Annotated in this window: 23 protein-coding genes and 2 tRNA genes; 17 read left to right on the forward strand and 8 right to left on the reverse strand. The window is 70.7% G+C overall.

Annotated features, from left to right (window positions below):
* Positions 1-2 precede the first annotated feature (2 nt).
* The 4 genes from Dsi01nite_RS28400 (at position 3) to Dsi01nite_RS28410 (ending at position 1,299) form a co-directional block, all read left to right on the forward strand.
* Positions 3-869, forward strand: coding sequence for a DUF3566 domain-containing protein (locus Dsi01nite_RS28400; protein WP_203849348.1), 867 nt, complete (start codon positions 3-5; stop codon positions 867-869).
* A 128-nt stretch (positions 870-997) separates the two neighbouring features.
* A tRNA-Ile gene (locus Dsi01nite_RS28405) sits at positions 998-1,071 on the forward strand.
* 1 nt (position 1,072) lies between these two features.
* Complete coding sequence (locus Dsi01nite_RS57560; RefSeq protein ID WP_239136238.1) at positions 1,073-1,201, forward strand: DLW-39 family protein; 129 nt, start codon at positions 1,073-1,075, stop codon at positions 1,199-1,201.
* A gap of 25 nt (positions 1,202-1,226) precedes the next feature.
* Positions 1,227-1,299, forward strand: a tRNA-Ala gene (locus Dsi01nite_RS28410).
* A 376-nt stretch (positions 1,300-1,675) separates the two neighbouring features.
* On the opposite strand, the gene Dsi01nite_RS28415 is transcribed toward Dsi01nite_RS28410, so the two are convergent.
* From Dsi01nite_RS28415 to Dsi01nite_RS28425, 3 genes are all read right to left on the reverse strand, one after another.
* Positions 1,676-2,245: a Uma2 family endonuclease gene (locus Dsi01nite_RS28415; protein ID WP_203849349.1), complete on the reverse strand. Its 570-nt coding sequence runs from the start codon at positions 2,243-2,245 to the stop codon at positions 1,676-1,678.
* 108 nt (positions 2,246-2,353) lie between these two features.
* Positions 2,354-2,986 carry a helix-turn-helix domain-containing protein gene (locus Dsi01nite_RS28420; RefSeq protein WP_203849350.1) on the reverse strand — a complete coding sequence of 211 codons (633 nt, stop codon included), beginning with the start codon at positions 2,984-2,986 and terminating at the stop codon, positions 2,354-2,356.
* Positions 2,987-3,068: 82 nt separating this feature from the next.
* Positions 3,069-3,614 (reverse strand): dihydrofolate reductase family protein, encoded by a 546-nt coding sequence (locus Dsi01nite_RS28425; protein WP_203849351.1) that lies wholly within the window; start codon positions 3,612-3,614, stop codon positions 3,069-3,071.
* Between the two features lie 128 nt (positions 3,615-3,742).
* Here Dsi01nite_RS28425 and Dsi01nite_RS28430 point away from each other — a divergent pair, with 128 nt between their 5' ends.
* From Dsi01nite_RS28430 to Dsi01nite_RS28445, 4 genes are all read left to right on the forward strand, one after another.
* Positions 3,743-4,504, forward strand: coding sequence for an arginase family protein (locus Dsi01nite_RS28430; RefSeq protein ID WP_203849352.1), 762 nt, complete (start codon positions 3,743-3,745; stop codon positions 4,502-4,504).
* 91 nt (positions 4,505-4,595) lie between these two features.
* The gene (locus tag Dsi01nite_RS28435; RefSeq protein WP_203849353.1) at positions 4,596-6,302 is read left to right on the forward strand and encodes a substrate-binding domain-containing protein; all 1,707 of its coding nucleotides are present in this window, start codon (positions 4,596-4,598) and stop codon (positions 6,300-6,302) included.
* The gene (locus Dsi01nite_RS28440) at positions 6,302-6,817 is read left to right on the forward strand and encodes a YbaK/EbsC family protein (RefSeq protein ID WP_203849421.1); all 516 of its coding nucleotides are present in this window, start codon (positions 6,302-6,304) and stop codon (positions 6,815-6,817) included. Before Dsi01nite_RS28435 ends, Dsi01nite_RS28440 begins: the two co-directional genes overlap by 1 nt.
* Positions 6,814-8,133, forward strand: a complete 1,320-nt coding sequence (locus tag Dsi01nite_RS28445) for a VWA domain-containing protein (protein WP_203849354.1) — start codon at positions 6,814-6,816, stop codon at positions 8,131-8,133. Before Dsi01nite_RS28440 ends, Dsi01nite_RS28445 begins: the two co-directional genes overlap by 4 nt.
* Before the next feature lie 14 nt (positions 8,134-8,147).
* Here Dsi01nite_RS28445 and Dsi01nite_RS28450 read toward each other — a convergent pair whose 3' ends face one another.
* Together Dsi01nite_RS28450 and Dsi01nite_RS28455 are read right to left on the reverse strand one after the other, a co-directional pair.
* On the reverse strand, positions 8,148-8,582 hold the full coding sequence (locus tag Dsi01nite_RS28450; RefSeq protein ID WP_203849422.1) for a SufE family protein: 435 nt from the start codon (positions 8,580-8,582) through the stop codon (positions 8,148-8,150).
* A gap of 77 nt (positions 8,583-8,659) precedes the next feature.
* Positions 8,660-9,085, reverse strand: a complete 426-nt coding sequence (locus Dsi01nite_RS28455; protein ID WP_203849355.1) for a CBS domain-containing protein — start codon at positions 9,083-9,085, stop codon at positions 8,660-8,662.
* A 134-nt stretch (positions 9,086-9,219) separates the two neighbouring features.
* On the opposite strand from Dsi01nite_RS28455, the gene Dsi01nite_RS28460 reads away from it, so the two are divergent.
* Both Dsi01nite_RS28460 and Dsi01nite_RS28465 read left to right on the forward strand, forming a co-directional pair.
* Positions 9,220-10,002, forward strand: coding sequence for an SGNH/GDSL hydrolase family protein (locus Dsi01nite_RS28460; RefSeq protein ID WP_203849423.1), 783 nt, complete (start codon positions 9,220-9,222; stop codon positions 10,000-10,002).
* Positions 10,003-10,006: 4 nt separating this feature from the next.
* Entirely contained in the window at positions 10,007-10,864 is an 858-nt protein-coding gene (locus Dsi01nite_RS28465; protein ID WP_203849356.1) for a sulfurtransferase, read from the forward strand.
* A gap of 52 nt (positions 10,865-10,916) precedes the next feature.
* Here Dsi01nite_RS28465 and Dsi01nite_RS28470 read toward each other — a convergent pair whose 3' ends face one another.
* The 3 genes from Dsi01nite_RS28470 to Dsi01nite_RS28480 all read right to left on the reverse strand — a co-directional run bounded on the left by Dsi01nite_RS28470 (position 10,917) and on the right by Dsi01nite_RS28480 (position 15,409).
* Positions 10,917-11,867: a glycoside hydrolase family 130 protein gene (locus Dsi01nite_RS28470; protein WP_203849357.1), complete on the reverse strand. Its 951-nt coding sequence runs from the start codon at positions 11,865-11,867 to the stop codon at positions 10,917-10,919.
* Positions 11,857-14,310 carry a glycosyltransferase gene (locus tag Dsi01nite_RS28475; protein ID WP_203849358.1) on the reverse strand — a complete coding sequence of 818 codons (2,454 nt, stop codon included), beginning with the start codon at positions 14,308-14,310 and terminating at the stop codon, positions 11,857-11,859. The genes Dsi01nite_RS28470 and Dsi01nite_RS28475 overlap by 11 nt, the downstream gene beginning before the upstream one ends.
* Positions 14,311-14,458: 148 nt before the next feature.
* The gene (locus Dsi01nite_RS28480) at positions 14,459-15,409 is read right to left on the reverse strand and encodes an ADP-ribosylglycohydrolase family protein (RefSeq protein WP_203849359.1); all 951 of its coding nucleotides are present in this window, start codon (positions 15,407-15,409) and stop codon (positions 14,459-14,461) included.
* Here Dsi01nite_RS28480 and Dsi01nite_RS28485 point away from each other — a divergent pair.
* The 7 genes from Dsi01nite_RS28485 (at position 15,408) to Dsi01nite_RS28515 (ending at position 25,382) form a co-directional block, all read left to right on the forward strand.
* Positions 15,408-16,628, forward strand: coding sequence for a YncE family protein (locus tag Dsi01nite_RS28485; protein WP_203849360.1), 1,221 nt, complete (start codon positions 15,408-15,410; stop codon positions 16,626-16,628). The two genes, Dsi01nite_RS28480 and Dsi01nite_RS28485, sit on opposite strands and share 2 nt — an antisense overlap.
* Positions 16,629-16,671: 43 nt before the next feature.
* Positions 16,672-18,459 carry an HSP90 family protein gene (locus Dsi01nite_RS28490; protein WP_203849361.1) on the forward strand — a complete coding sequence of 596 codons (1,788 nt, stop codon included), beginning with the start codon at positions 16,672-16,674 and terminating at the stop codon, positions 18,457-18,459.
* Positions 18,449-21,259 (forward strand): tetratricopeptide repeat protein, encoded by a 2,811-nt coding sequence (locus Dsi01nite_RS28495; RefSeq protein WP_203849362.1) that lies wholly within the window; start codon positions 18,449-18,451, stop codon positions 21,257-21,259. The genes Dsi01nite_RS28490 and Dsi01nite_RS28495 overlap by 11 nt, the downstream gene beginning before the upstream one ends.
* A 52-nt stretch (positions 21,260-21,311) precedes the next feature.
* Complete coding sequence (locus tag Dsi01nite_RS28500) at positions 21,312-21,935, forward strand: TetR/AcrR family transcriptional regulator (protein WP_203849363.1); 624 nt, start codon at positions 21,312-21,314, stop codon at positions 21,933-21,935.
* A 68-nt stretch (positions 21,936-22,003) separates the two neighbouring features.
* Complete coding sequence (locus Dsi01nite_RS28505; RefSeq protein WP_203849364.1) at positions 22,004-23,356, forward strand: acetyl-CoA carboxylase biotin carboxylase subunit; 1,353 nt, start codon at positions 22,004-22,006, stop codon at positions 23,354-23,356.
* Entirely contained in the window at positions 23,353-24,246 is an 894-nt protein-coding gene (locus Dsi01nite_RS28510; RefSeq protein ID WP_203849365.1) for a hydroxymethylglutaryl-CoA lyase, read from the forward strand. Before Dsi01nite_RS28505 ends, Dsi01nite_RS28510 begins: the two co-directional genes overlap by 4 nt.
* Positions 24,247-24,380: 134 nt before the next feature.
* The gene (locus Dsi01nite_RS28515) at positions 24,381-25,382 is read left to right on the forward strand and encodes a hypothetical protein (protein WP_203849366.1); all 1,002 of its coding nucleotides are present in this window, start codon (positions 24,381-24,383) and stop codon (positions 25,380-25,382) included.
* Positions 25,383-25,544: the final 162 nt, after the last annotated feature.

Here is a 25,544-nt window from a genome sequence, read left to right on the forward strand (position 1 = left end):
TGATGACAGACACACAGGCGAAGTCGGGGACCGCCTCGGCAGCAACCGATGAGGCCAAGCAGGCCGGAGAGGCTGCCATGACGGGACTTGACTCGGGGGCGCCTGCCGCCGGCGGGGACGCCGGCGCGGTCAACGGGACCAGCACGCCCGGTGAGACCACCATCGGCGGCACGCCGAAGTTCCAGCGTGCCCCCGGTATGGTGCCGCCGCCCGACTCGTTGACGGTGCCGATCCAGTCGCCACCGTCCGTCGGCGTGGCGAAGGGCAAGGCCGGGGTCGTGACGCCCCCGCCAGTGACGCTCGGTTCCGCGGCGCCCACCAGCGGCGCGGCGACCGGCACGGCGAGCGTCGCGGTGGCCCGTGCCTCCGTGCGCCCGACCAACGCCGGCGCCACTCAGGCGCTGAACGCGCCCGCGGCCGCGCCGGCGGCGAGCGGGTCCGCCCGCGTCACCGAGGCCGTCCGTGCGGCCCGGAAGACGGTCAGCTCCGCGGTGGGCCGCGGCCCACGCCGGGCCCGGCTGCACCTGAAGCGCATCGACCCGTGGTCTGTGATGAAGTTCGCGTTCGCGGTCTCGTTCGTGCTGTTCGTCGTCGTCATCGTCGCCACGTCGGTGCTCTACCTGGCCCTCGACGCGATGGACGTCTTCAACAGCGTCAACAAGGCCCTCGCCGACATCGTCAGCTCCACCGGTGGCCAGGCCGACAGCACCTTCCGCATCACCGCGAAGGGCGTCATCGGCGGCGCCGCCCTGCTCGGCGTGGTCAACGTGGTCCTCTTCACCGCGCTCGCCACCCTGGGCTCCTTCATCTACAACGTCTGCGCCGACCTGGTCGGCGGCATCGAGCTGACGCTGGCGGAGAAGGACTGACCTGCTGTTTTTCCCCACGGCGGGCCGTTCGGCTCGCCGTGGGGGGAACCGGTTTGAGGCTTCGGTGCCGGGTGCGGTAACCTTGGCCGTCGCGCTGATACGCCGCTTTTCGCGGGGATCGGTGTAACGGGGCTATAGCTCAGTCGGTTAGAGCGCAGAGCTGATAACTCTGAGGTCGCTGGTTCGATTCCAGCTAGCCCCACATGTGGAAAAAGGTGCTCCTGGTGGTCGCAGTCGTCGGTGCAGCTGCCTACGTCGCCAAGCGCGTGAAGACCGCGAGCGAAGAGCGCGCGCTCTGGCACGAGGCCACCACCGCCCCGGACCTGCGCTAGTCACACCGAGGGGTTCCCCTCGCCCGGGGGCGTAGCTCAACTGGCAGAGCACCGCCTTTGCAAGGCGGGGGTTAGGGGTTCGAGTCCCCTCGCTTCCACGTTCCGCCAACCGGCGCGGCCTGCTCATCGGCTGCGCCGATTCGCCGTTGTGGCTCCACTTGTCCCCGCGCGGCCTTTCGGCCGCTCCCCGGTGGGGGAGCTTCGCTCCACCCACACCCCCTCAAACCCTTCCGGGGCTGAGCCGGGTTCGGACGGGTGACGATGCGGGCCGGCGCCGGAAGTCCGCTCGACCGGGACGCCGCGTCCGGGCCGAGCAGAGGCACTTGAAACTGGTCAGCTGACAGTTGCCGCGACGTTCGTCGGGCAGCAGGCTGTAGCTCCTGCGGGCGCTTTCTCCGCATGTAGCTTGCCGATTTTGACCGGCTCGGGGTGATCCGCGGTGGAGGACAGCGCAAGGCGGGAGTGACGTCCGGATCAGGTCGCCGAGATCCTGCCGGTCGCCAACGCGCCGGTGTCGAGCCGGATGGCGAACGGAGCGTCCGTGGTCAGGATTTCGCCGTCACTCACAACCGCGTGCTTGACGTAGTGGCCGCCGTCAAGGCGCAACAGGTGCAGTTCCACCGAGGTCAGGGAGCCCTGCTCCACGAGCAGGTACCAGCCGATTCCCGCCTTGGCGTAGAACCCCATCTTCGAGACCCGGTCCGTACCCGCGTTGCTGGGCGACACGATCTCGCCGACCAGCGCCACGTCGACCGCGTCGATTGTCGAGCCCTCTTCAACATCAGTCACGACAAGGTCGGGGATAACGATCCGGCCGGTCTGCAAGCGGACGTTGACAGCCTCCAGAACTACCAGGCCGGCTGCTGACGCGCCGGGGTCGAGGGCGTTGGCGATGCGGCGGGACAGGATCTGGTGCCGGATGGCCGGCGCTGGACTTACCAGCAAGCTCCCATCAATCAGCTCAATCCGGGTTGGTGTCTCGCCGAGTGCGAAGTATTCGTCTTCGCTCCACGGCCCGACATGCTCCAGGACGTCAACCCTCACCGGCGACTCGCCTCCACACGCATGCTCTCACCAGGCTCCCACGCAAGCGCGCCCCATGACGACACCAATCCGGACGACGGCTCTGCCGGGCGGTCTTGTGGCTCGAAGTCATGGCGTGGACCAGTGTGGTTCACGGCGCTTGGACACCTGTTCGGCTGCGAACGCAACAACGGCGTTGAACTGTTCGACCTCCAACGGCGCGACCGCCAGGATCAGCTCTCCGATCGTCCAAAGCCACGGAACCGTTTTCCGCGCGGACGCGGACGGTGGCGGTCCCTCGGCCGGACGAGCTGCCATCGCCTCGAGGTCGTCGGGCCGGATGCAGAGTATTGCGGCGAGGAGCTCCAGGCGTTCCGGGCTCGGCAAGCGGCCGTTGCCCATCGCCATGGCAACCGTGCTGATCGACGAGCCCGTTGCGCAGGCCATTCCCTCGTGGCTGAGGTTCCGGACCTTCAACAGCCGTCTGAACACGGCTCCGAACGTCACCGTCTCCAGTGTCGGTAGGCCGGTCGGACCGCCCCTGATGGAGGTTCTGGGCAGCGACCGGGCGAAGTCTCGGGCCGCCGCGGCCTCGGAAGTCCGCAGGCCGTACCTGATCAGCGACTCGATCGGGCGGTCCAGGTCGGGAACGGTGGGCATGAACTCGGCCGGGATCTCACCGCCGGCGATCGCCAGCAGGTCGACGGCCCGTATCTCGAGCACCGGCGCGAGATCGAGCAGTCGTCCTGCCGGCGGCACCACGACGCCGCGATGTTCGCAGAGCCGCTCCAGCGGAGTGTCCGACATATTGACCAATCTAAGCGTCCGCGACGCCGTACCGGATTCAGACCGGCTGGTAGGTGAGGTGGACGACGCCGGTCGGGAAGGTTTCCGAGGCGGCGAGCCGCAACGGGGTCCGCTTGCCGTCGTCGTCGAAGAGGCGCTTGCCGCTGCCCACCACGATCGGGCAGACCATGAGGTGCAGCTCGTCGACCACGCCGGCGTGGACCAGTGACCGGACCAGCGTGGCGCTGCCCGTGATGGTGATGTTGTCGCCCGGCTCCTGCTTGAGCGCGGTGAGTGCGGCGGCCACGTCGCCGTCCAGGAGCGGCAGCAGCGTGGCGCCGGACCAGTCGACCGAGGTCAGGGTCGTGGACGCGACCAGCTTCGGGGTGTTGTTCATGAAGTCGGCGATCTCGCCGTTCTGACCCGGCCAGATCGCCGCGAACTCCTCGTACGTGCGGCGGCCGAGCAGCAGGGTGCCGGTGGCGTCGCGGCGAGACTTGATCGACTGGCCGACCTCGTCGCAGTAGAAGTCGAAGCTCCACTTCTCCGGCGACTCGATGACGCCGTCAAGGGACATGTGCAGGCCGGCGACGATCTTCCGCATGATGTTCTCCTCCAGGTCAAGGCGTTCTCTACCAACGCGTCGAACGGGCCGGCGGTCCTTCGACACGGGAGGCACGGGGAGGCAAAGAAATTTTCTGCACGCCTGTCGGTGGTGGCAGAAAATGCATCATGACCACGATCTACGTGCCGTACCACCTCGATGAGCGCCTCGACGGGCTGGTCGATGAGCCGGCGGACGTCACCGTCATCGCCGAGTTTCCCGAAGGGCCTGACATCTGGGGTCGGCTGGCGGTGCTGTACGACCGGGTCGCCGACGAGGTCAGTCGGGCCGAGTCACCCGTCGTGATCTCCGGGGACTGCACCACCGCGCTGGGGACGGTCGCCGGGCTGCAGCGGAAGGCGCTGGACCCGGCGATCGTGTGGTTCGACGCGCACGGGGACGTGCAGACCCTCGAGACGACCACCTCGGGATACATCGGTGGGATGCCGTTGCGGGTGTTGGTGGGGTACCGGCCGGAGCTCATCGCCGATCGTCTGGGCCTCCGGCCGTTGGCTGAGGAGCGGGCCGTGCTCGTCGACGCCCGGGATCTCGATCCGGCCGAGGCGGAGTATCTCCACGGGTCGGGGATCCGGCGGTACCAACTCCAAGATCTTGAGCTTCCCGACGGTCCGTTGCTGGTGCACGTGGACCTCGACGTCGTGGACGGGGCCGAGTTGCCGGGGCTGCTGTTCCCGGTGCCGGGTGGTCCGTCGATGCGCGACGTGTTGGCGAAGGTGGAGGAGATCATCGCCACCGGCCGGGTCGTCGCGGTGGACCTGGCGTGCACGTGGCGGCCAGGGAGCGGGGCCGAGGCGCGGGCGTTCGTCCAAACGGTTTGCAAAGCCTTCGGAAAGGAACCGAACAACTTTCGGACGCAACGTGATCATTGAAATGCGGAGTGTACTCGTGTCGCGCGAATCCGTGTGACGAATACCCGAACGCGGGACCCATTTACCTCGTATCTAGGGAATATTGGTACCCGTGAGAGGACGGCACGCAGCGGCGGACCTGAGGAGTAACGGGTTCGTCGCACTCGCCGCCGGCATGATCCTTCCCCTCGTTGTCATCGGTGCCGTCTACGGCGGCTACCAAGTGATGGCGTCGACGGGGTGCTCGGGCACGGTGCGGCTCTCAGTCGCGGCGAGTCCGGAGATCGCGCCGGCCATCAAGGACGCCGCGGCCCGGTGGATCAAGACCGAGCCGCGGGTCGACAACGAGTGTGTCGCGGTCGACGTCGTCGCCGTGGGCGCATCCGAGGTCGCCGCGGCGATCGCCGGTGAGCACGGCGTCACCATCAACACACTCGGCCAGGCCGACGGCAAGACGCAGGTGCCGCACGTGTGGATCCCGGACTCCTCGATCTGGCTGCAGCGCATGCGAGCCGCCCGCGAGGACCTGGTGCCACAGAACGCGCCGTCGCTGGCGCGCAGCCCGATAGTGCTGGCGGTGCCGGAGCCGACAGCGAAGTCACTCGGCTGGTTGGAGAACAAGCTCACCTGGAAGCAGGTGCTGCAGCAGATCGTCGGCGACACCCGGATCACGCCCGGCATCGTCGACCCCAACCGTGATGCCGTCGGCGTCTCCACGATGGTGGCGATGGCGTCGGTACGCGACCAGTTCGGCCCTGAGGGCGACGCGCTGACCGTCGGCGCGATCAAGGCGTTGACCACCGGCAAGTCGGAGCAGCAGTCGGGGCTGATGGCACGGTTCCCCCGAGACGCCGACCCGCGGACGCTGTCGACCGCGGTGACCCTGGCGCCGCTGTCGGAGCAGGCGCTGCACGCGTACAACGCGACCGGACCGGCGGTGCCGCTCATCGCGGTCTACCCGGATCCGGCGCCGATCGCGCTCGACTACCCGTTCGCCGCGATGCCCCGCCTGTCGCCGAACCGGGCCGCCGCCGCGGAGCAGTTCCGGGCCGTCCTGGCCGGGGCCGACTTCCGCAACCTGCTCTCCACGCACCAGCTGCGCGCCAACGACGGCACCGTCGGCACCGGCATGACACTCGGACCCAGCGCGGCGAGCAGCAGCGCCGTGACGCCGGTGCCGGATGCCAAGGTGATCAACACGGCGCTGCAGATGTGGATCGAGATCACCCAGCCGTCGCGGATGCTGGCGGTCGTCGACGTCTCCTCGGCGATGAAGCAGACCGTCCCGTCCGCAGGCGGCCTGAGCAAGGAACAGATCGCTGTCCAGGCCGCGTTGGGCGGCCTGGACATGTTCCCGGAGAGCTGGGCCGTCGGGCTCTGGTCGTTTTCGACCGGGCATCAGCAGTTGGTGCCGATCGGCCCGCTCAACGCGCAGCGCGACCAGCTCCGCGGAGCCCTGGGCGGCCTGAAGCCCAACCCCAAGGGCGGCAGCGGGCTGTATGACACGGTGTTCGCGGCGTACCAGTCGGTGCAGCAGGGCTGGGACGCCACCCGTGGCAACTCGGTCGTGGTGATCACCGGTGGACGCAACAACAATCCGGCCGGGATGTCGCTCGAAACGCTCGTCAGCTCGTTGAAAAAGGCGGAGAACAAGGACCAGCCGGTGCAGATCATCATCATCGGTGTCGGCTCCGAGGTGAACCAGGGCGAGATGCAGAAGATCGTCGACGCCACCGGCGGTGCGGTCTTCGTGGCCCAGGACCCGTCGAAGATCGGAGACATCTTCATGAAGGCGCTCGCACTGGACGACGGCCGTTGATCGGGAAGCTCGAGACGGTGCCCGCCCTGTCGGCCACCGACCTGCTCGCCGCACCGGTTTCCGCCGCTCTGCACGACCCGGACATTCTGGTCGCGCCGATCGACCCCACGCTCGCTGACACTGCGGAGTTCTGCGCCGCGTACGACGTCGGCCTCGAACAGTCGGCCAACTGCGTCGTGGTCGCCGGCAAACGCGAAGGCGAGCTCCGCTACGCGGCCTGCGTGATCCTCGCGACGACCCGGGCCGACGTCAACGGGGTCGTCCGCAAGCGGCTCGACGTGCGCAAACTGAGCTTCGCGCCGATGGACGACGCGGTGTCGCTGACCGGGATGGAGTACGGCGGGATCACCCCCATCGGCCTCCCCGCCGGCTGGCCCGTCCTCATCGACTCGCGCGTGGTCGACGTGCCCCAGGTCATCATCGGCAGCGGTCTGCGCCGCAGCAAGATCGTGCTGCCCGGCGCGGCCCTGGCCCGCCTCGCCTCGGCCGAGGTCATCCCGGATCTGGCCCGGTGACACAGCTTCCCAAGGGCGGCAACACCGCGATCCAGGCCGGCACCGTCCGGGTCGTCGTCGGCTGGCAACCGCGGCCCGGGGCGCCGGACGTCGACTGCACGGCGTTGCTGCTCGACGCGTCGGGCAAGGTCCGCGGCGACGCCGACATGGTCTTCTACAACCAGCCGAGGCACCCGGGTGGCGCCGTCGTCCACGACGGCAAGCAGCAGGCGGGCGGCTCGGGTTTCGACGCGGTCAGCGTCCACCTCAGCGCCGTGGAGCCGGGCGTCGACCGGGTCGTGATCGCGGCCTCCGCCGACGGCGGCACCTTCGGCGCGGTCGCCGGCCTGCACGCCGTGGTCTACGACAGCGCCGGGGTCGAGCTGGTCCGATTCACCGACATGCGGGCCGCTTCGGAGACCGCGTTCGTCATCGGCGAGTTGTACCGCCGGCAGGGCGGCTGGAAGTTCCGGGCCGTCGGCCAGGGCTGGGACACCGGCCTGGCCGGGCTGGCGACCGCGTTCGGGATCTCCGTCGACGAAACCCCGGCGCCGCAGCCTGCCCCGACGCCGCGGCCCGTGCCTGCGCCGCAGCCCGCACCCGCGCCGGCGTCCGCTCCGGCGGGGGTTCGCTTCACCAAGGGCGAGGATCGGTTGCCCGCCGCCGACCGGCACCGGCTCAACCTGCGCAAACAGCAGGTCCTGGTGTCCCTGTCGAAGCGCGGCGCCGCCGGAATCCAGGCCCGCGTCATCGTCGTGCTCGACGCGTCGGGCTCCATGCATGGGCTGTACAAGCGCGGCGTGGTCGCCCAGGCCGTGGAGCGGATGGCCGCCGTCGCCGCCCAGCTCGATGACGACGGCACGATGCAGGTGTGGTCGTTTGCGAGCCTTGCCCGCCAGCTGCCCGACCTGACGATCGCCGACCTGCCCAGGTGGCTGCACGCCAACGCCTCGGCCCGGCCCAAGGACGTGGGCGGCAGCAACAACGAGCCGGTCGTCATCGATCAGGTCCGTCGCTGGCTCGCCGCAAATCCCGCCGCGGACCCGACCCTGGTGCTGTTCTTCTCCGACGGTGGGGTCCATCGCAACGCCGAGATCGAACGCCAGCTGCGCGCCGCCGCCCAGGAGCCGACGTTCTGGCAGTTCATCGGGCTCGGCCGGGGCAACTACGGCATTCTTGAGCGCTTCGACCGGATGCCGGGCCGGGTCGTGGACAACGTCGGCTTCTTCGCCGTGGACGACATCTCGACGGTCAGCGACGCCGAGCTGTACGACCGGCTGCTTCAGGAGTTTCCGACCTGGATCCCGGAGGTCCGCCGCCTCGGCATCCTCCGGTGATCAGCAATCGGTGATCATGATGTTGCACGTGAAACAGTGGCCTCGCGGACCTGGCGCTGGAGCCGGTTGAGGACTGCCGTGCCGCCACGGACGCGCAGCGGGCTGATCGCCGTGGCGAGACCCATCCGCTGGTACAGGTCCGACGGCACCGCCAGGACCTCTTCGGTGCTGGCCCCTTCGAGCCCTTCGCTCAGGATGCCGGCGAAGGCGCGGGTGGTCGGCGCCTCGGGCGGGCAGTCGAAATACAGCTCCACCTGATCCTGCGGGGTGACGACCGCCTTGAGGAAGAACGGCGTCTGGCATTCGGGCACCTGCTCCATGCCCTCGTGCCCCTCGAGCGACGCGGGCAGCGGCTTCACCGCGTCGGCGAACTCGAGCATCATCTCCAGCACCACCTCGCGGGGCGCTGACGCGAACTCGTCCACGATGGCGGCAAGTTTGTCGGGCATCTCCACGAGTACCAACCTAGCCCCGGACACCCGAAACCGGCCGCTCGGAAGTAGCGGGCGGCCGGTTTCGCGGTGACTCAGTTGTTCGGTGCGGCCTTGCTGATGCCGCCGAGCACGGAGTCGGGGTCGATCTCCCCGGCCAGATCGCCGATCGACACGATGCCGACCAGCCCCTGGACGTCGTCGCAGACGAGGACGCGGCGCACGGCCTGGTCCCGCATCAGCAGCGCGGCCGCGTGGATCGAGTCCTCCGGCCGGATGGTGACGAGGTCGCGGGTGACGATCTCGCCGATGGTCGTCGCCGCGGGATCGCAGCGCTCCGCCACCGCACGCACGACGATGTCCCGGTCGGTGACCACACCGGTGAGCCCGGGACCATCGGCGACCACGACATCGCCGATGTCCTGCTCGCGCATGGTCCGGGCGGCTTCCGCGAGCGTGGTCTCACTCGGGAGGTACACCACATTGGTGGTCATCACATCGCGGACGGTCTGCATCGTCATGGTTGTCCTCCCAGATGTTTGCTGCCCGTTTGTTACCCCCGGGTGGAAAGGCTGAACCAGGTGTGGCGTGCGGCAAAGTCGCTTCCAACGCTCCGGGAGCCCTGAAAGGATGCGAAGCAGGGCAGCAGCAGACCATGGGGAGGTATGCGGTGGCGGGGTGGACCAGCTACGTGGCGGTCGGTGACAGCTTCACCGAAGGCATGGACGATCCGAGACCCGACGGCAAGGGCTACCGGGGTTGGGCCGACCTGGTCGCCGGTTGTCTCGCGGCGGACCAGCCAGATTTCCGCTACGCCAATCTCGCGGTGCGGGGACGCCTGTTCGACAACATCGTCGCCGAGCAGGTGCCACTCGCCACGGCGATGAAGCCCGACCTGATCAGTTTCGCCGGCGGCGGCAACGACGCGCTGCGGCGGGGATTCGAGCCCGAGGTGCTGGTCGCGCGGTTCGACAAGACGATCGAGCGGCTCAGGGCGACCGGTGCCGACGTGATCCTGTTCCGTTGGGCCGACCTGACCGGGCGGATGCCGGGCGGCAAGATCCTGCGGCCCCGGGTCGACGCGCTCAACACGGCGGTCGACGGCATCGGGGCGAAGCACGGCGCGCACGTGGTGGATTTGTGGGATGACTGCGAGTTCCTCAACCCGCGGCTGTGGGGGATCGACCGGCTGCACCTGTCGCCGGCCGGGCACCGCCGGGTCGCCGGCCACGTGCTGACCGCACTCGGCGTCACCTGTGACGCGTCGTGGCTGGCCGCGCCGCCGCCGCCGGAGGACCTGTCGTGGATGTCACGGAAGGCGGCCGACGCGCGCTGGGCGACTTCTCACCTGGCCCCGTGGGTGAAGCGGCGGCTGACCGGAAAGTCGTCCGGAGACATGGTGACCGCCAAGCGTCCGGAGCTCGCGCCGCTAGATTGAAAGGATGTCTGCGACAAAACTCGTCACCACGGAGTGGCTGGCGAAGCGACTGGAGTCCGGTGACACGCAAGGCCTCGTCGTCGTCGAATCCGACGAGGACGTGCTGCTGTACGGCACCGGCCACATCCCGAACGCGGTGAAGGTCGACTGGCACACCGAGCTCAACGACCAGGTCACCCGCGACTATCTCGACGCGGCGGGGTTCGCCGCGCTGTGTGAGGCCAAGGGCATCGGGCCCGACGACACGATCGTGTTCTACGGCGACAACTTCAACTGGTGGGCGACCTACGCGCTGTGGGTCTTCTCCCTGTTCGGCCACCGCGACCTGCGCATTCTCGACGGCGGCCGGGCGAAGTGGATCGCCGAGGGGCGGCCGGTCACCAAGGAGGTGCCGGACCGCGCGAAGACCAGATACCCGGTGCCGACCAGGGACGACGCCGGGATCCGGGCGTTCCGCGACGACGTGCGGGAGCACATCGCCGCCGACCGTCCACTCGTCGACGTGAGGTCGCCGGGTGAATACACGGGCGAGCTGCTGCACATGCCGGACTATCCGCAGGAGGGTGCGCTGCGCGGCGGGCACATCCCCGGCGCGGTCAGCAAGCCGTGGAAGCAGGCCACGCAGGAGGACGGCACGTTCAAGCCGGTCGACGAGCTGCGCAAGATCTACGCCGACGAGCTGGGTCTCGCGCCGGACGACGACATCATCGCCTACTGCCGCATCGGCGAGCGCTCCTCGCACACCTGGTTCGTGCTGACCCACCTGCTGGGCTACCAGCACGTGCGCAACTACGACGGCTCGTGGACCGAGTGGGGCAACCTCGTGCGGGTGCCGGTCGTTAAAGGCAGCAGCCCGAAGTAGTGACAAGAGAACGGCGGCCACTGCAGGGGCCGCCGTTCTCCATACCAACGTGTCACTCGTTTTCGGGTGGCAGGCTCACCAGGTAGTCGACCACCTCGGAGAAGCGGGCGCTCGCCATCGCGACGCACAGGTCGGCGGCGCCGTAGTACAGCCGCAGCTCGTCGCGCGCCTCGTCATGGACGAGACCGGTGGGGAAGACGACGTTGGGCACGTCGCCGACCCGCTCGTATTCGGCGTCCGGCCCAAGCACCCAGCTCGGTGTCCGACGGATGATCTTCGTGGGATCGTCCAGGTCGAGCATGATCAGGCCGACGCGGTACAGCGACGTCGCCACCATCTGCTTGACGCCGTGATACACGCACAGCCAGCCGTGCGGGGTCTCGATCGGCGGCGGGCCCATGCCGATCCGGGTGGCGTCCCACCAAGGGCCGGACCGTGACTGCATGACCGGCTCAGGGGTCGTCCACGCCTGCAGGTCGGCCGACTTCGACAGCCACACGTCGGCCCGCGCCGACAGCACCGACACCGGCCGGTGGAACAGCACGTAGTTGCCGTCGATCCGGCGGGGCAGCAGCGAGGCGTTCTTGTCCTCGGGCGGCATGACGATCCCGAGCGGCTCCACCGTCTCGAAATCCTCGGTGCGGGCGAGCGCCACACACGGGCCGCTCGGACCGTATGCGGTGTAGGCGATCACGTAACCGCCGAGTTCGTCGACGTACGTGACCCGCGGATCCTCGACCCCCCAGCAGCTGTGCTGGTCGGTCGGGTCGTCGGCGATGAGCGGTTTGGCGTCCACGACCCAGTTGGTGCGACCGTCCTTGCTGCGGGCGACGGTCAGGTGCGAGATGCCTCGACGGTCCTCGATCCTGCAGAGCAGGACCGTGTCACCGTTGTGCAGGCAGGCACCCGGGTTGAACACGCTGTTGATCGGATAGGGCCAGTCCCCCGCGGTGAGCAGGGGGTTCGTGGCTTCCCGGTGGAACAGCTCCGCGTCAAAGTGCATCGGAATGGCCCTCCGTGGTGCGCGAGCGGGGCGGCTGGGCGGTCGCGCTGAAGCCGGCTGAGGCCCGTCCGACGGCCCGGGTGCCCGTCGGTGCCTTGTTCGGCGTCGTCCGGGACGGACCGGTGACCGGCAGTGATGTCGGCACCGGGGTCGTGGCGACCACCGGATGGGGCAGAGCGGCCAAACCGGCCTTGAGCAGGCTGAGTAGCGCTTGGTAATAGGCTAGCGTGGACTCGGCGCCCTGGTTCCCATTTGGTTCAGTGGCAGACAAACCATCGTGGCAGGCGCCCGTCGCGTCGACGTAGAGCCGCGCGCCGGCCCGGTTCCGGCCCAGGAACCAGGAGTAGCCCCAACCGGCCAGCCGCGCCGAGGTCGGTTCCGCGGTGTGCTGCCAGGCGTCGACCATCGCCTCGGTGATCGCGGCCGCGTCCAGTGGCTGCTCGTCACCGTCGTCGGCGAGCCAGACCGCCGGCGACTCACCCCGCCGGTGCCACCGGTTCCCGACGCACCGCAGGGTGCCGTCGGCGAGTCCGACGTGCTGGGCGTACCAGTCGAGGGCCGCGATGGCACGCGCCGCCGCCGCGTCGTCCTCCAGCAGCGCGGCACCGAGCAGCATCGCCTGCGGCAACCGGGCGTTGTCGTAGGTGAGCTCCGGCTCGAACCAGCGCCACGACGGGTCCACCGCCGAGGTCGTCACCAGCGCCTCGTCCAGCCTGCGCATGAGCGGCGCGGCCTGGTCGGTGCGCCCCGCCCGGGCCAGGCCGATCAGCGCGTACGCGGCGGTCCGCAGCCCGATCTCGGGCAGCTGGTGGGTGCGCGGGCCCAGCTCGTCGAGCAGTGCGGCGGCCGGCCGCCGGATGTCGTCGGGCACGGCCGGCGTGCCGACCAGGACCCCGAGGGCCCAGACCGCCCGGCCGACGTGATCGCCGTGATGCGGCCAGTCCTGCCACGTGCCGCCGTAGCTCAGCACGTTGTGCATCGCTCCGGACGGGTCGTAGGCCGCGGTCAGGAACCGGATCGACTGGCGCAGCCAGCGGGTGGCCTGCGCGGTCTGCTTGGCGTCGGTGCCGACGGCGAGCAGGTCCGCCGCGACGATCGCGAGCCGGGCGACATCGTCGACGCAGTACCCCGATGCCAGCTCCGGGTTGGATCCGCGGGAGAACTGGATGATGCCGATCTCGTCGGTGAGCCGGTCCAGGTGCGCGAGGTTGAGCACCGGCGCGGCCGCGGTCGAGTGACCGGGGCGCGCCGTGGCCGCCTGGGTCTGGCGCACCACATCGGCGACGAGCTCGGCCTCCCGAGCGGCGACCACCGGCCAGGGCAGCCAGGCCGCGCACGCCTCCGCCACCGACTTCGCGGCCGCGAGCGCGCGGCCGTCGGTGAGCAGGTCGTTGATCTCGGTCGCGAGCGCCGCGTCGTCGCCGCAGGGCACCACCCGGCCGGCGCCGCCGGCGAGCATGTCCTCCGCGTAGCTGTAGGACGTCGACACGGCCGGCAGTCCGGCGCCGAGGGCGAACGTCAGGGCACCCGAGCAGATCTGCTCCGGTGACCGGTACGGGGTGACGAACAGCGTGCTGGCGTGCAGGATCGCCGACAGCTCGTCCTCCGCCAGGAAGGCGTCGACGAAGTGCACGTTGTCGGTGAGCCCGAGCAGCTCGACCCGGGCCTGCAGGCTCTCCCGGTAGACCTCGCCGTCCCGCCGCTTGATCTCCGGATGGGTCGCGCCCGCCACGATGTACTGCGTGTCCGGGTGCTCCTTGACCACCGCGGCCAGCGCGTCGATCGCGATGTCGATGCCCTTGCCCTCGCTGAGCAGGCCGAACGTCGTGAGCGTCGGCTTGTCCGCGACCGCTGCGAGCAGCTCGCGCAGGTCGGTGCGCAGCGTCGCCGGGTCCGGCGCCTGGCGCATCGCCTCGGGCGCGCCGTGCGGGACCACCACGAGCTGGTGACCGGCGGCCACGCCGGTGCGGATCGCCACCCGGCGGGCGGTCTCGGTGAAGACCGTGACCCGCGCCGCCCGGGCGCACAACGCGCGCAGCGTCGCCGCCTGACCGGAGGAGGGCCGCGACAGCACGGTGTGCAGCGTCAGCAGGTAAGGGATGCCGCACGCGTTGAGCGCGCGGGTCAACTCGAGCAGGTGAGAGCCGTCGGTGCCGCCGAAGATTCCGTACTCGTGCTGGATCAGCACGACCTGGACGCCGGCCTCACGCAGTGCGCGGGCGGCGGCAGAGTAGTCCTCGATGCGGTCCTGGTTGATGGTGACGACGACCTCGTCACCGAAGCTGTGCCCGTCACGGTCGATGGCCACGACGACTGTTTCCAGATCGTCGCTGGCGACACCAAGTGCCTCGCGCAGGTCCGCGGTGTACGTCGCGAGCCCGCAACGGCGAGGCAGATAGGTCGACACGATACCGAGGCGATAGGTCGCGGCAGGGTGTGACATGTGCACATTGTTACCCCGGGCCCCGCCAAAAAACCTTGATACGCCCGGATGGGTGTCTGGGGCGAATGTGCAGCTCAGTCCGGCTTTAAGGAAACCCTTTCGGGCATGATCGTTTGGGTGAAAACGGTTCGCTGATCACGTAGAGTACTTAGATCCAAGTGGGCAGCGGCTCACGGTGCTCGATCCACTGCGGCGGAACGCCGATCGTCCCGCGGGTGGCGTCGTCGCCGATGCCGGTGTGCGCCGCGATGATCCCGCCGGTGATCGCGCACATCGAGTCGGTGTCGCCGCCGGCCTGCACACAGGCCGCCATCGCGCTCGGGTAGTCGTCGAGGTGGGTCGCGGCCACCCACAGCGCGAAGGGCACGGTGTCCTGCGCCAACGCGTGGGAGCCGTTGCCGAGGTCCGCCGCCACGTCGCGTGGATCGGACTTCTCCGACATGCGCACGGCCCGGCCGATGCCGTCGCGGACGTCGGACGGCGGCAGCTGGTTGAGCACCATCCGGAGCAGTGACTCCCGCGGCGTGTGCCGGGCGGTCAGGGACGAGGCCAGGGCCACCGCCACGGCGCCGGACACCCCTTCCGGGTGGCGGTGGGTGACCTCCGCCGACAGCGCGGCCTGCCGGACCGCGACGTCCGGGTCGTCAGCGAAGAACGCACCGAGCGGTGCGACCCGCATCGCCGCGCCGTTGCCCGACGAGCCCCGGCCCGAGAACAGGGCACCGGCCGCGGTCTGCCACGGGACCCCGTCGCGGATGCTGGACAGCAGCGAGACCGAGCCGCGGCCGTAGCCCCGGTCGGCGCTCCACCGCTGCGCGAACGCGGTCGCCAGCCAGCTCTGATCGACCCGGCCGTCGCGGCGGAGCCCCTCGAACAGGGTGCAGGCCATCTCGGTGTCATCGGTCCAGCGCCACGGCGCCGGTGGCGGGGCGAACACCGCGCCGTCCTCGAACGGCGGGTGCATCTCGAACGGTGCGCCGAGCGCGTCACCAACGGAGAGTCCGGTCAGGCTGTCGACTGCGGCACGGAGATCCACCTGCCGAAAATAGTCGATGCCGGTCGGGAACGAGACCTGCGGATCGCGGCTCGTGCTGGACATGAAGCGTCGTGAACTGTTCGGCCTGGGCGGGGCCGTCCTCGTGGCCTCCTGCGGGTCGACACCACCCCGTCGGGCCGAGCCCGGTGAACTGCTCGCCGTTGCCGTCAACGACGGCCTGACCGTCGTGGAGTCCGGCACCGGGCGCCGGATCGTGGCACCCGCCGCGACGCTCGCGACGGCCGACCGCCGGCGGCTCGTCAGCGCCGTCGCCGAGTCGGGCGTGTCGCGGGTCGTGACCCGCGACGCACGCACCGGCGACCTGGTCACGCAGACCACGGTGCGGGGCGCCGGGCGGCTCGCGGCCGTCGCGCCGGACGCCGGCCTCGTCGCGCTCGTCGACGGCGACCCCGACGGGCGGCTGGAGACCACGATCATCGTCGCCGGGCCGGCGGGGGAGCGGCACCGGCTGAAACTGCCCGGGTTCGTCCAACCGGAGGCGTTCTCCTCGGGTGGAACGAGCCTCTTCGTGCTGGACATGCTGCCGCCCGAGCACCCCGACCACTACCGGGTGCGGGTCCTGGACCTGGCCGCGGGGCAGGTCAACGCCTTGAACCTGCCAGGGGAGAACGCGGGGGTGAAGGTCCTCGTGCCGGAGGGCGCGGAGGAGGAGATGCGGGGCGAAGGCCGGCAGGCGGTCTTCGACGCGAAGCGGGAGCGGCTCTTCACCCTGTACAGCCACCAGCCGGACCACCTGCACGTCCGGGACCTGCTGCACCCCGAGACCGGGGCGCGCGACGGCAAACCCGAGGTGCACGCGTTCGTGCACACGCTCAACGTCGCCGACGCGTGGGCGGTCTGCGTCGACCTGCCCTCGTCGTTCGGCACCGGGGCGGTCGAGGGTCTGACGATCGCGCAGCACAACGACGAGGTCTGGGTCGCCGACGCCGGCAAGGGGGTCCTGGCGGTCATCCACGCCGACGCCCTGGCGGTCATCCACGAGCAGGCGTTCCAGCCGGTGACCGGCCGGGCCCGGCTGGCGGTGACGGGGTCGGCGGCGTATCTCGCGGCCGGCCGGCAGGTCCAGGTGTTCGACGTCGGTGCCAAGACCGTCCGGGCCACGTGGGCCCTGCCCGGCGACGCGCGGGGCGTGGCGGTGTCGGGGACGCAGGTGTACGTGGGGCAGCCCGACGGCGTGCACCGGCTGGATCCGTCGACCGGCGCGACGACCGCGACCGTTTCAGTGCCGGGTCTCACCGCCGTGGAGGGCGTCATCGGGTGAGAACGGGGCGGAGAATGTCGGTGGGTCGCGGTAGCGTGCGCCCGTGGATCGGACGTTCCAGGTGGACCTGCGCGGGGTTGTGGACCTGCTCAGTCACCACCTCTATGCGAGCCCTCGCGTCTACGTGCGTGAGCTGCTCCAGAATGCCGTCGACGCGATCACCGCGCGGCGCGTTTCGGCCGTCGCCGGGGATCCACCCGTGCCGGCCCGGGTGCGCATCGAGCCGCCGGATGTGACCGGCGACGGCACCCTGCGCGTGTCCGACACCGGCATCGGGCTGACCGAGGAGCAGGTCCACCAGTTCCTGGCCACGATCGGGCGCAGCTCCAAACGCGACGACTTCGGCTTCGCCCGCCACGACTTCCTCGGACAGTTCGGCATCGGCCTGCTCTCCTGCTTCCTGGTCGCCGACGAGATCCGGGTCCTGACCAGGGCCGAAAACAGCCCGACGGTGCTGTGGCGCGGCTTCGCCGACGGTCGCTACAGCGTCGCGCTCGCCGGCGAGGACCGCCTGCAGGTCGGCACGACCGTGACGCTGGTGCCCCGCCGCGACGCCGACCAGTGGCTGGTGCGGCGGACCGTGGTCGAGCTCGCCACGCTCTATGGCTCGCTGCTCCCGGTGGCGGTCGAGGTCGGCGACGTCGAGGTCACCGGCGACGGGCTGCCGTGGCGCCTCGGCGGCGACGAGCGCCGGCAGCGGCTGGTCGCACACTGCCAGGACGTCTTCGGGTTCACCCCGTTCGACATCGTGGAGCTGGCCGTGCCGGAGGCCGGGCTGACCGGGGTGGCGTTCGTGCTGCCCACGCCGGCCAACCCCGCGGCGCGGGCCGGACACCGGGTCTATCTGAAGCGGATGCTGCTCGCCGAGGGCGCCGAAGGTGTCCTGCCCGAGTGGGCGTTCTTCGCCCGCTGTGTCTTCGACGCCGGTGAGCTGCGCCCGACCGCGAGCCGCGAGGCGTTGTATGAGGACCAGCTGCTCGAGTCGACCCGCGAGGCGCTCGGCGACCAGCTGCGTGGCTGGCTGGTCCGGCTCGCCACCCGCGACCCGCGGCGGCTCACGGAGTTCCTGGAGATCCATCACCTCGGGGTCAAGGCGCTCGCGGTCCACGACGACGAGATGCTGCGCCTGGTCGAGCGCTGGTGGCCGATGGAGACCAACACCGGCCGGATGACCCTCGCCGACTTCCGGGCCCAGCACGGCCTGGTGCGATACACGGTCCAGGTCGACGAGTTCCGCCAGATCGGCGCGGTCGCCGCAGCGCAGGGGATGCCGGTGGTCAACGCCGGCTATGTCTATGACGCTCAGCTCATCGAGCGGCTGCCGCTCATCGAGCCGGGCGCACTCATCGAGCGGGTCGAGCCCAGCGACCTGACCACCCACTTCGACGCGCTGGAGCCGGGGCTGGAGCTGGCCAGGCGGCCGTTCGTGGCCAGGGCGCAGCGGGCCATGGACCGGCTCGGCTGCGAGGTGGTCCTGCGCTCGTTCGACCCGGCCGGCATGCCGGCGATGTATCTGGTCAACCGCTCGGCGGCGTTCGCCGCGGAGCTGCGGGCGACCCGGGAACGGGTCGACGAGGTGTGGGCCGACGTCCTCGACGCGCTCGCCCGCACCGACGAGGAGGACCGGCCCCAGCTGGTGCTCAACCATCGCAACCCGCTGGTCCGGCGGGTCAGCGAGCTGGCGGACGAGGACCTGGTGCGGCTCGCCGTGGAAGGGTTGTATGGCCAGGCGCTGCTGCTCGGCCACCATCCGCTGCGACCGGCCGACGCGGCCCTGCTCAACAGTTCATTCCTGGGTCTGCTCAACAAGGCGGTCGCGCATGAAGACTGAAGACGAGCTGTGGGGTCTGCTGCGGGAGGCCGACCACATGCCCTATGGCAGCGGGCAGATCGCGCTGGTCGAGCAGATCGTGCAGCACGCCGACGCGGGCGGCTTCGACGAGCTGCGCTTCGCGGCCAGGATGCAGGCCACCACGGCATACGTGCACGGCGGGGAGACCGCGAAGTCGTTCGTGACGTTCTCGTGGTGCCGCGCGGAATATGACGCGCACCCGGATCGCTTCGACCGGCACGCCGAGAGCCTGCTGCTGTGGCAGTTCAAATACATGGTGTCGGGGCTGCTGAAGTTTCCCGAGGTGCCGCTCGGGCGCACCCGTGACGTCCTCGACGACATGGAGCGCCGCTTCCGGGCCGGCGGGCACAGTCTGCAGGCCGTCCATTCGTATCGGCATGCCGTGGCCGCGCACGTCGGCGACCCGGCCGCCGACGAGTGGTATGAGAAGTGGTGCGCGACGCCCCGCGACGAAAACTCCGACTGCGTCGGCTGCGACCCGACCTCGAAGGTGTATCACCTGGTGTCGGCCGGCGACGACGAGGCGGCGGTCGCGCTCGCCCAGCCGGTGCTCGCCGGCCAGCTCACCTGCGCCGAGCAGCCCCAGTCGATCCTGACGTCGTTGCTCCTGCCGTATCTGCGCACCGGCCGGCTCAGCGAGGCCGCCGACGCGCACCGCCGGGCCTATCGCAGCCTCCGTGGCAACCTGGCCGACCTGCAGCGCATCGGCGAGCACGTGGTGTTCTGCGCACGGACCGGCAACGAGACCCGCGGCCTGGAGATCGTCGAGCGGCACCTGAGCTGGCTGGACAAGGCGCCGCACCCGCAGGCCGACATGTGGTTCTCCGCCGCGGCGGCGCTGCTGCTCAGCCGCCTGGACGCCGACGTGCTGGTCGGCGACGTGCCGGCGCCCGAGCTCGCCGAGCGGCTCGCCACCCGGGCCCGGGCCCTGTCGGCACGGTTCGACGCGCGCAACGGCACCGCCAACATCGGCACGCTCATCGAGTCCCGGCTGCACGCGCAGCCGATAGTGGAGCACCTGCCGCTCAGCGCCGTCGCCCGCACGCTGCGGGCCGGCGCCACCGTCCCGGCGGCCGCCCGGGCCACGGCGGGCCCGTTGCCGAGCGACCCGGCCGGCCTGCTCGACCGTGCGGAGGAGCTGTTCGACGAATATCGCTTCACCGAGGCCCGCGCCGCGTGGCAGCGCTTCGACGAGTTGCACCCGGAGCCGCCGTTTGCGCTCGCGGTCCGGCGGGTCGAGGGGCGCGGCCGGATGGCCGGCGTCGACCAGGCGCCGGAGCAGGCCGAGGCCGCGTTCCGGGAGGCCGCCGCCGGCTACCGCACGCTCGGCGACGAGCTGGCCGCGCTGGTCGCCGAGGCCCGCGCGATCCTCGCCCCGGACGCGGAGGAGCGGCAGGAGGAGGTCCTGGCCGAGCTGACCACGGTCACCGAGCGGATCGTGGCGATCGGTGACGCCGACGCCCGTGCGGAGGCGCGGCTGCGGCTGGAGTATCCGCTGCTGGCGCTCGACCGGCTCGACGACGCGCTCGCCGCGGTCGATCGGGCGATCGCCGAGGAGCCGCCCCGACCGGCGCTGCGGGCGGAGCTGGCCGGTCGGCGCGCCCGGTGCCTGCTGGTGCTGGAGCGTTTCGAGGCGGCGGCGGCCGCCGCCGCCGACTGCCGGGAGCAGTATGGCCGGCTCGGTGACCCGCCGCCGGTCGCGCTCGCGGCGCTGATCCACGGTCACGCCCTGGCCAACCTCGAGCAGTTCGACGCGGCCGTGAAGGCGTTCGACGCGGCGCTCGGTGCCGCCGTCGAGCGCGACCCGCGGCTGTCGGCGCTGGTCGGCCGGGCCAGGGCCAGGCTTGCCGGTGGCCAGCCGGCCGAGGCCGTCGACGACCTCGTCGAGGCGATCGCCGACCACGTCGCGCACGGCGAGGACGCCCCCGCCGCGATCCTGCGGTTCGACCTGGCCAGCGCCTATGACCAGGCGGGTCAGCCGCTCGACGCGGCCGAGGCGGCGGAGAGCGCGATCGATGTGCTCGACCGGATCGGCGCGCAGGACCACGCCGACCAGACCCGGTATCTGCTGTCCCGGATCTACCGGGAGCTCGACGAGCCCGACCAGGCCCTTGCACTGCTGGAGACCCTCGCCGACAACCTGGACGGCTTCGACAACCTGCAGTCCCGGGGCAGGATGCTGCAGGAGGCGGCGCAGCTGCTCTACCGGGTCGACCGCGACGCACAGGCGGCCGGGAAGTTCGCCGCGGCGGCGGCGGCGTTCAAGGCGGCCGGGTCCAAGGCGTCGGGGGCAGTCCAGGCCGAGCTGTATTGCCGGCGGATGCGGGCGCTCGCGCTGCGCTGGGCCGGCAGCGTCGAGGACTCGCTCGCCGCGCTCGCCGAGGCCGACGCCCTCGTGGCGGAGCTGGCACTCACGGTCGAGGCGTCCGAGGCGTGGCTGGTGTGGCACCGTGCGATGCTCGACTGCGACGGGGCCCGCGTGCACCTCGGTGCCGGCCAGGGCGACGAGGCCCTGGTCAGGATCCAGGGGGCGGCCCGCGCGCTGCGCGGTATCGGTGCGTTCGGTGACGCCCTGGAGGCCGACCTGCTGCACGCCGAGCTGCTCATGCGCTCCGGTGAGCCGGCGACCGCGGAGCCGTTGCTGCGCTCGGTGCTCGGCACGGCACCCGCGGGCTCGCAGGCGGGACAGAACGCGGCCTGGATGCTGGCCGAGGCACTGGAGGCCCTGGACCGCCCGGCCGAGGCCGCCGAGATCCGACAACTCCACCTCGAGCAGTGATGAACTTAACGACCGTTCAGCACTTGCCTTGACACCCGGTTAGGCTTTGCCAATGACGCTGGAACAATCGGCCGTCCGCCCACCTGCACAGACTCGTGGCGCCGGCCCCGCCGGACAACGCCGCCGCTCACGGCGCGAGGAGATCCTCGAGATCGCCGTGGGCCTGTTCGCGACCCGTGGCTACCACGGCGTGTCGATGGACGACATCGGTGCGGCGGCCGGCGTGACCGGCCCGGCGCTCTACCACCACTTCGCCGGCAAGGAGGCGATGCTGGCGGCCGCCCTCATCCCGGTCAGTGAGCAGCTGCTCGCCGGCGGTCAGAAACGCATCGCCGAGTCGTCGGAGGACCCGGCCGCGGCGCTCGCCGCGCTGGTCGACTTCCACGTCGAGTTCGCCCTGGCCAACCCGGCGGTCATCGCCCTGCACCTGCACGAGCTCGACCGGCTGCCGGAGGAGCCGCGGCGGCAGATCCGCCGCCTCCAGCGGCTGTATGTCGAGGAGTGGGTCAACACGCTCACCGTCCTGCGCGAGGAGCTCAATGCCGGCGAGGCCCGCGTCCTGGCCCACGCCGCCTTCGGTCTCATGAACTCCACGCCGTTCCTCGGCGGTGAGGTCGATCGGGCCCGCCGCGCCGAGCTGCTCCGAGCCGCGACACTCTCCGCGCTGCAAGGGTGACCCTTCGGGGGTTATCCACAAGCCAGTTACGTGTAAACCCACAGAGTTATCCACAGGAGACGCTCCGCATGCTGAGTTCTCTGCTCGTCGCCAACCGCGGAGAGATCGCCCGACGGATCATCCGCACGGCACGCAGGCTGGGGATCCGCACCATCGCGGTCTATTCCGAGGCCGACGCCGGGCTGCCGTTCGTCAGCGAGGCGAACGAGGCGGTGCTGATCGGCCCGGCCAACCCGGCCCAGTCGTATCGCAGCGCCGAGGCGATCCTGGCCGCGGCCAAGTCGACCGGCGCGGAGGCGATCCACCCCGGCTACGGCTTCCTGTCGGAGAACGCGGCCTTCGCCGCCGCGGTCGTCGAGCACGGCCTCATCTGGGTCGGTCCCGGCCCCGAGGCGATCACCGCGATGGGCGACAAGATCAACGCGCGGAACCTCATGTCCGCCGCCGGGGTGCCGGTCGCGCCGGGCACCACCGACCCCGCCGCCACGGTCGAGGACGCCCTCGCCGCCGCGACCGGGATCGGCTACCCGGTGATGGTGAAGGCCGCCGCCGGCGGCGGTGGCATGGGCATGGCCGTCGCGACCGACGAGGCCGGCCTGCGCACCGAATATGAGAAGGTCCGTGGCTTCGCCGAGCGGATGTTCGGCGACGGTGCGGTGCTCATCGAGCGGTATTTCCCCCGGGTGCGCCACATCGAGGTGCAGATCCTCGGCCTCGCCGACGGCCGGGTCGTCGCCCTGGGCGAGCGTGAGTGCTCGGTGCAGCGCCGCAACCAGAAGCTGGTCGAGGAGACGCCGTCGCCGGCCCTCGACCCCCGGCAGCGGGCCGACCTGCTCGCCGCCGCCGTCCGGGCCGGTGAGGCGGTCGGCTACCGCAACGCCGGCACCGTCGAGTGCCTGTTCGACCCGACGTCCGGACAGTTCTTCTTCCTGGAGATGAACACCCGGCTCCAGGTCGAGCACCCGATCACCGAGGCCGTGTTCGGCATCGACCTGGTCGAGGAGCAGCTGCGGGTGGCCTCCGGCCTGGCGCCGACCTTCGACCCCGCCGCGCTGCGGGTCACCGGGCACGCCATCGAGGTCCGGGTCAACGCCGAGGACCCGAAGCGCTTCCTGCCCGGTCCCGGGGCGATCACGTCGTGGGTCGAGCCGACCGGTGCCGGCGTGCGCGTCGATGCCGGGTATGGCCCGGGCACTGTCGTCACGCCCAGCTACGACTCGCTGATGGCGAAGCTCGTCGTCCACGGTGCCGACCGGGCGGATGCCCTGGCCAGGCTGCGGACCGCGGTCGCCGGGTTCGAGGTCGTCGGGCCGAAGGTCAACCTGCCGTTCTTCGCCGAGCTGCTCGACAACACCGAGTTCCTCTCGGGCGACTACGACACCGGCATCGTGGGCCGCATGCGCAGCGGAGGTGTGCGTTGAGTCTTGTCTCCATCCGCGAGGTCGGTCCCCGTGACGGCCTGCAGAACGAGGACCCGGTCCCGGCCGCCGCCAAGGTCCGGCTGCTCGACGCGCTGTCGGCGACCGGGGTCGGCCGCATCGAGGCGGTCTCGTTCGTCCACCCCAAGGCGATTCCGCAGATGGCCGACGCCGACGAGGTGTGGGCGGCCGCGCGGAAGAACCCGGCGGTCCACTACTCGGCGCTGGTGCCCAACTCGAGGGGCGCCGAGCGGGCGCTCAAGGCCGGCTTCGGTGAGATCGAGGTCGTCGTCTCGGCGTCCGAGACGCACAACCAGCGCAACGTCAACCGGTCGACCGGCGAGTCGCTCGACGACATCGCCGGCCTGATCGACCTGCTGCACGGGGCCGGCGCCACCGCCGAGGTGATCATCTCGACGAGTTTCGGCTGCCCGTTCGAGGGCGACATCGACCCGGCGCGGGTGCTCGGGATCGTCGACCGGGTCGTCGCCGACGGCGCCGACCGGATCGCGTTCGGCGACACGACCGGTATGGCCACGCCCCGCCGGGTGCAGGACGTCGTCGGCCTGGTCCGGGACCGCCACCCCGACATCCCGTTGCTGCTGCACTTCCACAACACCCGCGGCGCGGCCCTCGCCAACATCCTCACCGCGATGCAGATGGGGATCACGGAGTTCGACGCGAGTGTCGGCGGGCTCGGCGGCTGCCCGTACGCACCGGGAGCCACGGGCAACGTCGCCACCGAGGAGGTCGTGCACCTGCTGCACGACATGGGTCACGAGACCGGCATCGACCTGCGGGCGTTGATCGAGGCGGCCGCGATGGCTCAGGAGATCGTCGGGCGGGAGCTGCCATCGGGCGTGCTCAAGGCCGGTCCGCGAATCCCTTTCTGACGCTCGCTGTCCCACTTGTGTCCGATTCGCCGGGATAGTGGCGTGTCCCCGGACGGGACGGTTCGTTGCTCAGTACGGAAACAGTCACATGTGGGGCGTCAAGCCCGACATTGAGCCCGTACTGAGAGGCGGCCATGGCCCAGAGGAGCGAGCGCAACCCGCGCACGACCCGCTGCGCCCGGTCTGCTGCCCGGATCGCCGTCAAGGGTCTGGTCGTCGCCGGTTTCGCCGGTGTGGCCTGGCTGCTGTCGGCGTCGGCGGCACACGCCTCCGACTCGTCGGGCTCCGACGGTTTCTCGTCCGGGGTCTCCCTGATCGCGCCGGTGACCAACCTGGTCACCGGGGCCGGCGGCTCAGGACTCGACCTGCTCGACCTCGGTGCCGTCGGCAACCGTCACGGCGCCTCCAGTCACATCTCCGGCGGTCACATCGGGTCCACCGGTGCGTCCTCCGGCGCGACGAAGCATGAGTCGAGAAGTGACCTGCTCACCGGGACGGTGCTGACCGTCCTGCAACCGGTGGCGGGCACCGTCCTGACGACGACCGACAGGGCTGGGGGTCCTCAGGACAAGGCGGCCAGCAAAGCCGTCACTCCGGCATCCGTCAAGATGTCCCGCTTGACGACGGTGAACGCGTCGAGCGCCACGAACTCACGCACCAAGAGGCCGGCAAAAGCCGGCATCAAGAACGCCCGCAGGACGCAGACGCAGGAGCCGGCCGTCCAGGCCGAGCCGGTCGGCGTCGGGTCGACAGGCGACGTCGTAGCCGCGGCGACCGGCACCTCCCGTGCCGGCGTCGACTCGACACGCGTCGTCATGTCACGTGCCCTGGACCAGTCCGACCGGCTCGACGCCGGCGGCGCCACGCACGTGAAGCCGGTCGCGGACCGGACTGAAGCGCAGGGTACGCGCCACGTACCGCTGCTGCCCCGCCCGGCGCCCGTTCCGGCGCCGGCGGTCGGTATCACCTCGGGAGCCCCGGGCAGTGGCTCGGGCCTCAACCACGACGGTGGCGCCGCCGCCACGCTGCCCGCCGCACCGGCCGGCACGAAGGTGCTCACCTTCCGGCTGGACGCGGTCGAAGACGCCGAGCTACGGCTGCTCGCAGCCGAGAGGCCGACAGTCTCACCCGACTGAGGCCGGCCGGCCAGCCGACGCGAAGCGAAGCGGGCCGAGCCGGAGCCAGCCAGGGTCCGTTGACCCGTATCGACCACATCGCGGCATCTCGCAACACCGAACACGCACCATCCGGGCGCACGTCGACAGGGGCGGAGCCGGGCAGAGCCTGCCCGCACGCAG

It is taken from the genome of Dactylosporangium siamense, from assembly GCF_016862795.1.
Lineage (GTDB): Bacteria > Actinomycetota > Actinomycetes > Mycobacteriales > Micromonosporaceae > Dactylosporangium > Dactylosporangium siamense.

Excerpts from the sequence above, each read along its gene's own strand:
- Dsi01nite_RS28430 (WP_203849352.1), top strand. The coding sequence starts at position 3,743 with ATGACCACGATCTACGTGCCGTACCACCTCGATGAGCGCCTCGACGGG.
- Dsi01nite_RS28425 (WP_203849351.1), bottom strand. The coding sequence starts at position 3,614 with ATGCGGAAGATCGTCGCCGGCCTGCACATGTCCCTTGACGGCGTCATC.
- Dsi01nite_RS28455 (WP_203849355.1), bottom strand. The coding sequence starts at position 9,085 with ATGACGATGCAGACCGTCCGCGATGTGATGACCACCAATGTGGTGTAC.
- Dsi01nite_RS57560 (WP_239136238.1), top strand. The coding sequence starts at position 1,073 with ATGTGGAAAAAGGTGCTCCTGGTGGTCGCAGTCGTCGGTGCAGCTGCC.
- Dsi01nite_RS28515 (WP_203849366.1), top strand. The coding sequence starts at position 24,381 with ATGGCCCAGAGGAGCGAGCGCAACCCGCGCACGACCCGCTGCGCCCGG.
- Dsi01nite_RS28485 (WP_203849360.1), top strand. The coding sequence starts at position 15,408 with ATGAAGCGTCGTGAACTGTTCGGCCTGGGCGGGGCCGTCCTCGTGGCC.
- Dsi01nite_RS28400 (WP_203849348.1), top strand. The coding sequence starts at position 3 with ATGACAGACACACAGGCGAAGTCGGGGACCGCCTCGGCAGCAACCGAT.
- Dsi01nite_RS28470 (WP_203849357.1), bottom strand. The coding sequence starts at position 11,867 with ATGCACTTTGACGCGGAGCTGTTCCACCGGGAAGCCACGAACCCCCTG.
- Dsi01nite_RS28480 (WP_203849359.1), bottom strand. The coding sequence starts at position 15,409 with ATGTCCAGCACGAGCCGCGATCCGCAGGTCTCGTTCCCGACCGGCATC.
- Dsi01nite_RS28460 (WP_203849423.1), top strand. The coding sequence starts at position 9,220 with ATGGGGAGGTATGCGGTGGCGGGGTGGACCAGCTACGTGGCGGTCGGT.
- Dsi01nite_RS28465 (WP_203849356.1), top strand. The coding sequence starts at position 10,007 with ATGTCTGCGACAAAACTCGTCACCACGGAGTGGCTGGCGAAGCGACTG.
- Dsi01nite_RS28505 (WP_203849364.1), top strand. The coding sequence starts at position 22,004 with ATGCTGAGTTCTCTGCTCGTCGCCAACCGCGGAGAGATCGCCCGACGG.
- Dsi01nite_RS28450 (WP_203849422.1), bottom strand. The coding sequence starts at position 8,582 with ATGCCCGACAAACTTGCCGCCATCGTGGACGAGTTCGCGTCAGCGCCC.
- Dsi01nite_RS28500 (WP_203849363.1), top strand. The coding sequence starts at position 21,312 with ATGACGCTGGAACAATCGGCCGTCCGCCCACCTGCACAGACTCGTGGC.
- Dsi01nite_RS28475 (WP_203849358.1), bottom strand. The coding sequence starts at position 14,310 with ATGTCACACCCTGCCGCGACCTATCGCCTCGGTATCGTGTCGACCTAT.
- Dsi01nite_RS28495 (WP_203849362.1), top strand. The coding sequence starts at position 18,449 with ATGAAGACTGAAGACGAGCTGTGGGGTCTGCTGCGGGAGGCCGACCAC.